Genomic DNA, 10991 nt, shown 5'->3' with positions numbered 1-10991 from the left:
GCAGCAATCCAATGATCTCTGGTCGTGCATATTGCACTGCAGTGGCGCTATGCAACGATAACGAGCCTGCAATATCCCGATAGAAACAAGCAATGCAGAATCCCATATTTGTAGGATTTCCCAATAGGACCAAAAGAACAGAGATGATTCCTGTTGCCACACCTGCAATCATAAGGTGTTTCTTCTCTTGCGAAATACTCATCTTTTCCCCCATACGACGATTGTAACCTTTATTTATCATAAAATACAATGGGAATTTTTCTTATATTGTGATACGCTTGCTGTATGAATACCATTTATCTCGATAATGGGGCGACTTCATGGCCAAAAGCGCCGAATGTTGCTTCAGCCGTTTCCTCGTTTATCTGCGACCATGCAGTAAATATTGGACGGGGTGGATATGACCGGGCTTATGAGACCGCAGGGCAAGTACAAGACTGCAGGGACAAGCTCGGTACATTCTTTGGAGCATCCGACAGCAGAAATGTTACCTTTGCACTCAATGTAACCCATGCACTCAATACATTGATCGCGGGTCTGTTCACCCCAACAGACCATGTCTTGGTAAGTGGCATTGAACACAATGCCGTTATGCGCCCTCTTACCCAGCTTGGGATCCCCTATACCATTATCCCCTGTAATAAAGAAGGACTCATACAGCTAGATGGATTTGCCTCACTGGTCACAAAACGGACAAAAGCTGTCATTATAAGCCAAGCATCCAATGTAAGCGGAACCATTCAACCGATACGGGAAGTCGCAAAACTTGCCAAGAACCATGGATTATTGGTGATTATAGATGCTGCCCAGCTGCCTCTCTCTTCCCCTCTCTCCATTGAGAGAGATGAAATAGATGCAATTGCTTTCACAGGACACAAGACCCTGCTGGGCCCTCAAGGTGTCGGGGGACTTGTCACCTCACCAGACATGGCTCAATTGATAAAACCATGGGCTGCAGGAGGCACTGGCAGTAAAAGCGATGAACTGACCATGCCGGAGTTCCTGCCCGATAAATTTGAAGCAGGAACACAGAATCTGCCCGGTATTATTGGACTTTCTGCAGCTCTGGACTACCTTGCAGATCATAAAACAGCAATCATTGAGCACGAAGAACAGCTCACAGCCCAATTGTTATCGTACTTTGTTGCAGAAGAACGAGCCAAGGTGATAGGACCAGCTACAGTGCAAGAACGCACAAGCGTGATAAGTGTAGATTTCCCTGGACTCGATAATGCACAAGTTGCCTACGGACTATTCCAAGAAGCAGGAATTGAAACCAGGGTTGGCCTGCATTGCGCTCCAACGGCGCACAGGACCATGGGAACATTCCCCCGGGGAACGGTACGCTTCAGTTTGGGCTATGCAACCACTGAGAGAGAGATCAGCGACACAATAGAGGCATCCAAGCGGGTGCTGAATAGCATGTACAACCATAAGAATATAAGGAAAGAACGATGAGTGATGTAAAGCTTACCCATATGGTAAAAACAAGTGGATGTGCAGCCAAACTCCCTCCAGGGTTGTTGCATGAAGTACTTGACTCCCTGCCTGTCATGCACAGCCCAGATTTAATGGAAGGGTATGAAGGAAGTGATGATGCATTTGTTCATGCAATTCCCTCAACACCTGGGATGATGATGTTGCAAACCGTTGATTTCTTCCCGCCGATGGTAGATGACCCGTACCTTTTCGGCCAGGTAGCTGCTGCCAATGCACTCAGTGATATCTATGCAATGGGTGGAGAGCCCAAGGTGGCGTTGAACTTGGTAACATTCCCATCCTGCCTTGATCTTTCCGTTCTACGAGATATCCTGCTTGGGGGACAGAGCAAAGTCGCTGAAGCTGGAGCCGTCATCGCTGGGGGGCATACCATTATTGATGCCACCCCGAAGTATGGACTCTGTGTAACAGGCTTTGCTCATACAGATAAAATATGGGCAAACAATGCTGCAAAACCGGGAGATCTGCTTGTCCTCACAAAACCAATAGGTGTAGGGATCATCAATACAGCGATAAAGGCAGAGCTGGCAAGCAAGGATGCTGCAGAGAAAGCCATCAAGGCCATGACCACACTGAACAAGTATGCTCGGGATGCAGCACTTTCCTATACGGTACATGCAGCTACTGACATTACCGGTTTCTCTCTTCTTGGACATGCCATCGAAATGGCATCGGCCTCAAAGCTCAGCATTACTTTGTATACCGCACAGATACCTATCTTTGAGGAAGCCTTGGAATATGCATACATGGGATTGAATCCTGAGGGGCTATACAGCAATCGTGATTATCTGGAGGAAAAAGTATTGAGAGAAACAACACTTCGCCAGGAATACCTTGATCTTCTCTATGACCCCCAAACCTCAGGAGGCCTTCTTCTGAGTATGGCCGAGGCTGACGCCGTAAGGTACAGCAAGGAAACAGGATTTCCCATTATCGGTTCTGTAGGAGCATTGGGACCCAAGCCTCTGATACTTGCATGACTTTACAAGTTTCCCAAGTCCTTGTTCAGGAGGCTGGTGATGGACTTTGCATACTCAGTGGGACTTTTCCCATCGACCTTGGAAAACTGCTTGGAGAAGTGGTGTATGGAGCTATATCCAAGCTGGTAGGCGATGGCGGTCATGTTCCCCTTTCCTTCCCTGATCAGTTGCTTTGCTTTTTCTATCCTTAAGCGGGCATACCACTGCATGACACTATTACCTGTTTCATGCTTGAAGATCTGTTGGGCGAGGGAGTTGCTCATTGAGCAGTGGTTGCAGATGTCAGACAGACTAAGATTCTCAGCAAGATTATGTTGCATGTAGGAGTTCGCCATTTCGAAACGGAACCGCCTGTCCTCCACTTGGGTGGTGTTGAGCAAGGTCCCTTCTTTCTCATTCTGGGAGTTATGGATGATCAACTCCAAAAGGAATGCCTCAAAATAGTTCTTGATCAATTGCTCGCTCCCAAATGGACGGTTGTCGCGTAGTTCCAGCTTGGTATAGAAAGGGTCTGATAAATTTGTTTGGAAGTTCTTCTTCGCTTCATTGATGATGATGGACATCAGGCTCTTGGTCCGTTGGGTAATACGCAGCACCTTGTTCTCAAAATAATTCATGCTCGGGGAATTGCAGACAAAGGAGATAACCACCAGACAGGGAGAGATGATCCCATTGCACTCCACACTGTGAAACTCATTTGGCTTGTGGAAGATTATCTGCCCCTGCTGCAGCTGATACCTCTCCCGGTCGGTTCCAACAAATACCACACCCTTATCCACATACAGCAACTCCCAGAAGTTATGCCGCTCACCTTTGAAGATAAACTTGTGGGGGTATTCAAAATAATGAAAGGTCACAAAATGACTCACATTAAGCTCAATCTTCATGGGGGAGAGGGAAAATCCATCGATGTGCTTTGCCATGATTCTAGTATACAAGAGAAAAGCATAAACGACAAACATTATGTTTTTTTGGATAAATCGAGTATAAGAAACAGGCTTATACTCGAGTTAGATTGCAATTCGAAATCGAATTGGTCACACAAAAAGGAGTCAACTATGAAGAAAAAAGGAATGGTTGTTGCACTGTTGGTATTGGCAGTTATCGCCACACCGTTGTTCGCCGGGGGATCAGCAGAAGATACTGCTGGGAAAAAGACTGTCACCTACTGGTCGATGTGGAATGAAGCTGAGCCACAAGGCCTTGTCATGGCTGAGGCTGCTGAAGCATTTGAAGAAGAGACCGGTATCGAGGTTGAAATCGTCTTCAATGGTCGTGAGATCAGAAAGACCCTGCAACCTGCTCTGGACGCCGGTGAAACAATCGATATCTTTGATGAGGACATCTCCCGTGTTAACTCCACGTGGGGTGAATATCTCCTTCCTTTGGAAGAGTATGTATCAAAGAGCTACCCCACCACAGGTGGGGAGAGCTACAGTGATGCAGTGAGCACTGCATTAATCGATCTTGCCCGCCAGGCAGGTGGCGGCACGCTTAAGACAGCTCCTTACCAGCCATTTGCTTTTGTGGTCATGTACAACAAGGACCTCTTCAACAAGGCAGGTATCACAGATACACCAAAGACTTGGGCTGAGTTCGAGAACGTCTGTGCCAAACTGGTACAGGCTGGAATTACCCCTATCACCGTTGATGATGCATACATGGCAGCATTCTTCGGGTACAACATGGCTCGTCTTGCTGGTTATGAGAGAACCCTGGAAATGGCCAACAACAATGAATTCAACGACCCAGCGGTTCTTGAGTTTGGCAAGATCTGGTCAGACTTCGCAAAGAAAGGGTACATCAGCAAAAAGGCAGCCTCCAACATCTATCCTGCAGGGCAGATCGAGGAAATTGCCGCAGGAAAGGTTGCAATGTACCTCAATGGAACCTGGCTTCCTAATGAGATCAAGGGCAACGCTCCAAACTTCAACTGGGGTGCCTTTGCATGGCCAGAAATGGGACCGAACGGGAATGGCACGGAGGCAAACAACTATGGAGCACAGTGCTTCGGCATCAATGCCAATTCGCAGGTTCCAGATGAAGCCTTCCAGTTCATCGTCTACCTCACCACTGGGGAATGGGACTCCAGACTGGCAAAGGAAAGCCTTGGTGTCCCGATGGGTAAGAACAGCACCTGGCCAAAACAAACAGCTGAAGCCAAGACCATCATCGACAATACCACCACATGGATGACCTGGGCAGTTGGCATGGAAAATCTTGCCGACGTCAATGCAAAGATCAAGGAGAACTTCTCCAAGCTTATCCTTGGTTCCTTGAATGCTGAACAGTTCTACGCTGCAATGAATAAATAGGGCTTTAACGCTACGCCCTCTGAAACCCCATGTTTCAGGGGGTGTTCATTTCTCAAAGGTACCACTATGAAAAAGAATCGCACGATGATCATCATCTTTCTCACCCCGGCCATGATCTGCTACCTGTTGGTATTCTTGTATCCCTCGATTCGAACAACCATCATGAGCTTTTTTGCCGTCGAGTCTGTATCAGATCCGATTTCAACCTGGAGTTTCAACGGGTTGGAAAACTACCGGACCCTGTTCAATACAGCAATCTTTAGACAATCGATGCGTAATATTGCAAATATCTGGCTTGTTGGTGGTATAGGGGTAATGGTCACTGCACTCTTCTTTGCCGTATCCCTTACCAGCGGGATGAAGTTTGCAAAATTCTTCAGAAGCGTCATATACCTCCCCAATGTTGTATCGGCAATAGCGATGGGAACCATGTGGATCAACTACGTCTACAACTCTTCCTATGGATTGCTTCACGATATCTTTGCAACACTGGGGATGACGACACTCTCTGAGACCCTCTGGACAGGGCCGGACAAACTCTTCTGGTCCATGCTGGTCGCCTACTCGTTCGGCATGGTTGGGTACCACATGCTGATTTTCATGGCAAGCATAGAACAAATACCCAAGGATTATATGGAAGCTGCACAGATAGAAGGGGCAAATGTCTTCCAGCGGTTCTTCCATATCACCCTGCCGTTCCTACGGGGTTGTTTTAGGACAAACATCGTTATGTGGACCGTTTTTACTGTTGCCTTCTTTGTCTGGGGCCAGTTATTCAGCCCGGTCAACCTCTCCAATGCAACGGTGGCACCCATGAACTATATGTACGAAATCGTCTTCGGGTCCTCGGCCAGCACCACCACCGTCAGGGATAGTGGAGCAGGTGCAGCAGTTGGAGTTATCATGATGATTATTGTCATCATCGCCTTTTCAGCAACCAACCTCATCGTCAAGAACGATGATGTGGAATTATAGGAGGGAGTCATGGCCAAAAAACTTCGTTCACTCGACCATCATACACAAGTCAGACTGATCCCTTCCTACGTCTTGGTAGTTACCTGGGTAATCTTTACCTTCGTACTCATTGGCTGGGTATTCTTCGCTTCTTTTTCGACCAGTCAGGAAATATTCAGTGATTCCATGTTCAAGTTTGAGTCGGGGTTCCATTTTGAGAACTATATTCGTGCATGGAACACCCAAAAAGTATCGGTCTATTTCATGAACTCGTTGCTGTACACCGTGGTATCCTGTACCTCAATCATCCTCATCGCCTCCCCGGCAGCCTATGTATTGAGCCGGTTCAAGTTTAGGGGAAATCTTTCCATCCAGAGCCTTCTTGCCTCAGCATTGGGAATCCCGGCGATCATGATCGTCATGCCGCTGTTCAGTCTCGTAAGCCGACTACGCCTGACAAACAACCGGTGGTTGCTCATATTCCTCTATATTGCCATGAATGTTCCCTTCACCACCTTCTTCCTACTTGCATTCTTCAAGAGCCTGAGCACCACCTATGAGGAAGCAGCGTACATCGATGGCTGTTCCCCTATGGGGACCTTCTGGAGAATTATGTTTCCCTTGGTGCAACCCGGGATTATCACGGTTACCGTGTTCAACTTCATCACCATATGGAACGAATACTTCATGTCAATGATTTTTGCAAACAAGCCAAAGGTGAGACCTGTCTCCGTTGGCCTGTTCAATATGATCCAAGCCATGCGATACACAGGAGATTGGGGCGGGATGTTTGCCTCAGTCGTTATCGTTTTCCTTCCTACATTTCTCCTCTATATATTCCTTTCAGAGCGAATCATCCAAGGAGTAACAGCAGGAGCCATCAAAGGATAGAATCACGTGCACTATGCATTCCACTTTACTCATCCCACCCCAAGAGGCCTGTATGCAGATTTCAGAATATACGCTCCGCCAAGTTATCAATCATTTCGCCATTGAAGGTTCCCTGACTTCCATAGAGGTCAACAAGGAAGGACATATCAACTCCACGTTCTTCACCACCTTCACCAATGAAGGGAGCGTCCAGAAATATACCCATCAACGAATAAACACCTTGGTGTTCAAGCAGCCGGTTGCCTTGATGGAGAATGTCAGTCTGGTTACCTCACACATACGATCAAAGCTCATCGGTCACTATGACAATGTTGACCAACGATGCCTACGTGTCATACCTACCCGTTCTGGGGCCAATGTGTATGTTGATGAGGATGGGGGGTATTGGAGAACCTACCAGTTCATCGACCATGTGAAGACCTTCAAGACGATAGCAGATGCAGAACAAGCATATCTCCTGGGTGAGGCCATAGGCAACTTCCAGTTGCAGCTATCTAACTTCGATGGAAAACTGCTGCATGAAACCATTCCTCACTTCCATGATATGCGCCTACGCTATGAACAGCTTGAAGAAGCAATACAGGTGAACCATCAGGATCGGATACAGATGGCAGGACCTGAAGTGGAATATCTCATGGATACCAAGGAGCGGGGATTCATTCTCTGGGACAAACTGCAGGAAGGAAGTCTTCCTGTACGGGTAACCCATAATGACACGAAGATCAACAATGTCTTGTTCAGCCTCGATGGGAAAGAGGCTCTCTGCATCATCGACCTTGACACAGTAATGCCAGGAACCATCCTCTTCGATACCGGTGATATGATCAGGACGGCAACCACGACAGCTGAGGAGGATGCCACTGATCTTTCCAAGGTACACTGTGACACCTCACTTCATCATGCTTTACTGGAAGGATACTTCTCAAAAGCTGACTTCCTTACCCCGCTTGAAAGATCACTGGTGGTCGAATCAGGAAGAAACATCACCCAGATCATGGCAGTACGATTCTTGACGGATTTTCTCAATGGGGATCGCTATTATCATATTGACCGGGAGAACCAAAACCTTGAGAGAGCAAGGAACCAGATTGCCCTCATGCAGGATATGGACAGCAAGTGGCAGACCTTATCACAAGGAGTATAGAATATGACTTCAATTAAGAGCGGCACATTCAAGGCAAACGTGGCCTTACCTATTGGAGCCAATCCACTTCCCTCCTTCAGAGACCCCAAGCACGATGCCCTCGTAAGAGTAAAACCACAAGTTTCTTCTGAGTATACTGCCCTTATGGGCCTTGATTGCGGCAAGCGTTCCCTACCCTACCAAATCCAAGACCGATACGATAGAAACCGAGAAGAGCAAGAGATTCCTGCAATCATCATGGAGAACGACTATCTCAAGGCAACCTTTCTCCCAACGCTTGGAGGAAGGCTCATCAGTCTTATCGACAAAGAAAATGACAGAGAACTGCTGTATTGCAATACGAGTCTCCAAGCTTGCAACCTTTCCAATCTTGATGCATGGTTCGCAGGAGGCATTGAGTGGAATATAGGCCAATATGGGCATGCCTTCACCACCTGCAGCGATGTATTCGCCTCGATTCAGAAAGATGAGGAGGGTGTGCAGTTCTTGCGTCTCTCTGAATATGAGCGATGCAAGGATCTCTGGTGGCATATCGACTTCCACTTGGGTGAAACTTCCAGGCTATTGCATGCCCATGTCCATATCCACAACCTTTCTGGTGAGCGAAAATCCTTGTATTACTGGACAAATACTGCACTACCAGTCACAGATAAGACACGCGTTCTTGCAAGTAGCAATGAAGCACTCTATCTGGATCCCTATGCAAAGAACAACACCCGACTTTTCGGCCATATGAAGATGCCCCGAATGGAAATCTACGAAGACATTGATGCCTCGTACCCGAACCAGTTCAAGGCATCAAACGAGTATTTCTTCCTTTGCAAGAAGAGCCCAATGCCATGGGAGTGCGCCATTGAAGGAGACGGCAGAGGCTTCTTTGAAGTTTCTACGCATCCCTTGTCCTATAGGAAAATGTTCTGCTGGGGGAGCCATGCAGGGGGCAAGAGGTGGCAACGCTACCTTTCTCCTGACAGTGAAGATGAATACATCGAGGTCCAAAGTGGCTTGGCTCCAAGTCAATTGCACGGCTCGTACCTGGAGGCACAGAGTTCAATCTGCTGGACGCAGGCCTTCGGTTCCTTGGAGATATCCCCACAAGAAGCCCACAGCCCAAAATACGAAGTTGCCATGAAGGCAGCAGAGGATACCATTCATTTGATCATAGACGAACAGAGACTCAGAGCTATGCATCAAACATGCCTCAAGGCAAGTGAACGCAGCCCTGAACTAATGATACACCAAGGAAGCGGCTGGGCTTTCCTTGCACAAAAGGCCCAAAATCTCTCACTACCGGTAGCGTTCCACTTTGGAAGGGACAGCATCAAGGATCAGGAACTTCCGTATCTTGGGCTGTTAACAGAAGGGAAACTGCCGGTCATGGACCCCAATAGCCGACCTCTCAGTGCACCTCCCTGTTCCGATACGTGGAAAGCAATATTCATGGCTGCATTGAGAAACCCTTGCTTGACTATCCATGAATCGGCCACCCTCAATCACTACCTTGGAATCATCCACCTGGAACAAGAAGAAGTAGCATATGCCCAAACGTGTTGGCTCAAGACAATGGAGAATCTCCCAAACGCCTGGACCGCAAGAAACCTTGCACAATTGGAAATGAGAAGAGGAGAAGTGGAGGAAGCTCTACGATGGTACTCAATCGCAAGCAGACTCTCTGGTTTTAAGGCTGACCCTGCTATCGCAGAAGAGTATTGTGCACTCTTGGTTGCTGAACAGAAAACCGTCGAAGCCCAGAAGCTATTCCAGGATATTCCCTCCACTTGGATGGATTCAAGTGAAGCTTTAAGAATTACCCGTGCAAAGCTGGCTGTTCAGGAGAAGGATGCCCCGCTTATCAAGAGCTTGGTCTTTGACCGGGAGATAGGACATATCAGAGAAGGGGATACTCCATTGAACAGCCTATGGTTCTCCTACCAATCCATCCTCTACAGTGAAGCACATCCTGAGGTAGGCGAGGACGAAGTGGCCAGGATTGTCAAGGAATGGTATCCTATTCCCCAAACCTTGGATTTCATGATGTGCCCTTTTGCTGTTCATGGTGGGTAAGGGTTGATGGGACCGCACCTAAGGGTCGGCTTTGCAGAAGGGAAAGACAAGGATACCGTGCTGTGCTTTCTTGCCCATTTCCAGCAGAAGGACGGCAGGCCTGGGCAGGTGAAGATGGCAACCAGAGACCCCCACAAGACCTATGCGTTTGAACAGTTGACCAGCAAATTCGCAAACACCCCGGTCATGGGGATGCGCAAGGTCGTAGCATGCCCCGCAAGGAACACCGTTGAGGACCAATGCCACCAAGGAAGGGTTCAACGCAACGATACGCATCATCAAGAACCGTGCAAGAGGATTCAGGAACATGAGGAATTCCATGCATATGATCTATCTCGTCTGTGGAGAGCTTGCACTTCCTAAAGCCACCATCATGTAGGGTTACCCACTCGATTCAGCGAATAACCTTCTTTTCTTACCAAAGGATTAGGCATGCAAGAACATATGTGACAAATGGCAAATGTCTGGTTATCAATACATTTACATTACTTTTGTACTATCAGCATGGGTTATCATTTGTATGTTGCTCTTGGAAACTTGCCTACATTCATATCCTCACCCCTATGCGCTGCTTTCCAAAGACTGGAGAGAGACATCTCAGGGATATATGGTTCATGTGATACTGATGAAAGGCTAAAGAAAAACGGGAGCTGCCGTATATTTTCGACAACTCCCGTACTCTATCCTGTGAGAATATTAGGCTGCCAGTCCAAAGACAAATCCTGCCAAGGTGGAAAAGATAACCACCAAAGTGGTGTAGACCGCAGTCTTCTTGAATCCCAGTTCACCGCCGATCACCAGCATGGATGGAAGGGAGAGGCTTGGACCGGCAAGCAATAATGCGAGTGCTGGGCCCTGACCCATTCCTGCCCCCAATAGTCCTTGTACGATGGGAATTTCAGTGAGCGTTGCAAAGTACATGAATGCCCCGGAAATTGCTGCAAAGAAATTGGCAAAGAGAGAATTCCCTCCTACCAAGGATGCAACCCATGCCGTTGGGATAAGGGCTTCCTGACCGGGTCTACCCAGCAGGAATCCAGCAACCAACACGCCAGCGAAGAGCAAGGGAAGAATCTGGAGTGCAAAGTCCCTGGTTGCTCCGCCCCACTCTTTCAGCTCATCCTTGGTGAACCATCTGATCAA

Annotated in this window: 11 protein-coding genes and 1 pseudogene; 8 read left to right on the top strand and 4 right to left on the bottom strand. The window is 47.8% G+C overall.

Going from position 1 to position 10991, the window contains the following annotated elements:
• Positions 1 to 202: pseudogene (locus AB7S66_RS08470) on the bottom strand (YedE family putative selenium transporter); the annotation flags it as partial.
• A gap of 83 nt (positions 203 to 285) precedes the next feature.
• Between AB7S66_RS08470 and AB7S66_RS08465 the strand changes: the two are divergent.
• The gene (locus AB7S66_RS08465) at positions 286 to 1458 is read left to right on the top strand and encodes an aminotransferase class V-fold PLP-dependent enzyme (RefSeq protein WP_428519014.1); all 1173 of its coding nucleotides are present in this window, start codon (positions 286 to 288) and stop codon (positions 1456 to 1458) included.
• Positions 1455 to 2480 carry a selenide, water dikinase SelD gene (gene selD, locus AB7S66_RS08460; protein WP_428519012.1) on the top strand — a complete coding sequence of 342 codons (1026 nt, stop codon included), beginning with the start codon at positions 1455 to 1457 and terminating at the stop codon, positions 2478 to 2480. Before AB7S66_RS08465 ends, selD begins: the two co-directional genes overlap by 4 nt.
• Before the next feature lie 2 nt (positions 2481 to 2482).
• On the opposite strand, the gene AB7S66_RS08455 is transcribed toward selD, so the two are convergent.
• Positions 2483 to 3403 carry a helix-turn-helix domain-containing protein gene (locus AB7S66_RS08455; protein ID WP_428519010.1) on the bottom strand — a complete coding sequence of 307 codons (921 nt, stop codon included), beginning with the start codon at positions 3401 to 3403 and terminating at the stop codon, positions 2483 to 2485.
• A gap of 135 nt (positions 3404 to 3538) precedes the next feature.
• Here AB7S66_RS08455 and AB7S66_RS08450 point away from each other — a divergent pair, with 135 nt between their 5' ends.
• The 5 genes from AB7S66_RS08450 to AB7S66_RS08430 all read left to right on the top strand — a co-directional run bounded on the left by AB7S66_RS08450 (position 3539) and on the right by AB7S66_RS08430 (position 9848).
• On the top strand, positions 3539 to 4795 hold the full coding sequence (locus AB7S66_RS08450; RefSeq protein ID WP_428519008.1) for an ABC transporter substrate-binding protein: 1257 nt from the start codon (positions 3539 to 3541) through the stop codon (positions 4793 to 4795).
• Positions 4796 to 4861: 66 nt separating this feature from the next.
• The gene (locus tag AB7S66_RS08445) at positions 4862 to 5770 is read left to right on the top strand and encodes a carbohydrate ABC transporter permease (RefSeq protein WP_428519006.1); all 909 of its coding nucleotides are present in this window, start codon (positions 4862 to 4864) and stop codon (positions 5768 to 5770) included.
• Between the two features lie 9 nt (positions 5771 to 5779).
• Positions 5780 to 6640, top strand: a complete 861-nt coding sequence (locus tag AB7S66_RS08440) for a carbohydrate ABC transporter permease (RefSeq protein WP_321306657.1) — start codon at positions 5780 to 5782, stop codon at positions 6638 to 6640.
• 52 nt (positions 6641 to 6692) lie between these two features.
• Positions 6693 to 7784, top strand: a complete 1092-nt coding sequence (locus AB7S66_RS08435) for a phosphotransferase enzyme family protein (protein WP_428519003.1) — start codon at positions 6693 to 6695, stop codon at positions 7782 to 7784.
• Between the two features lie 3 nt (positions 7785 to 7787).
• Positions 7788 to 9848 carry a DUF5107 domain-containing protein gene (locus tag AB7S66_RS08430; RefSeq protein WP_428519001.1) on the top strand — a complete coding sequence of 687 codons (2061 nt, stop codon included), beginning with the start codon at positions 7788 to 7790 and terminating at the stop codon, positions 9846 to 9848.
• Between the two features lie 18 nt (positions 9849 to 9866).
• Here AB7S66_RS08430 and AB7S66_RS08425 read toward each other — a convergent pair whose 3' ends face one another.
• On the bottom strand, positions 9867 to 10169 hold the full coding sequence (locus AB7S66_RS08425) for a hypothetical protein (protein WP_428519018.1): 303 nt from the start codon (positions 10167 to 10169) through the stop codon (positions 9867 to 9869).
• On the opposite strand from AB7S66_RS08425, the gene AB7S66_RS08420 reads away from it, so the two are divergent.
• Positions 10117 to 10227 (top strand): hypothetical protein, encoded by a 111-nt coding sequence (locus AB7S66_RS08420; RefSeq protein ID WP_428519016.1) that lies wholly within the window; start codon positions 10117 to 10119, stop codon positions 10225 to 10227. The two genes, AB7S66_RS08425 and AB7S66_RS08420, sit on opposite strands and share 53 nt — an antisense overlap.
• 317 nt (positions 10228 to 10544) lie before the next feature.
• On the opposite strand, the gene AB7S66_RS08415 is transcribed toward AB7S66_RS08420, so the two are convergent.
• On the bottom strand, positions 10545 to 10991 hold a 447-nt coding region (locus tag AB7S66_RS08415), incomplete at its 5' end, for a permease (protein ID WP_428518999.1).

Source organism: Sphaerochaeta sp., from assembly GCF_050178175.1.
GTDB lineage: Bacteria > Spirochaetota > Spirochaetia > Sphaerochaetales > Sphaerochaetaceae > Sphaerochaeta.
Note: the sequence above shows the minus strand (reverse complement) of the source record. Positions and strands in the feature narration are given on the sequence as shown.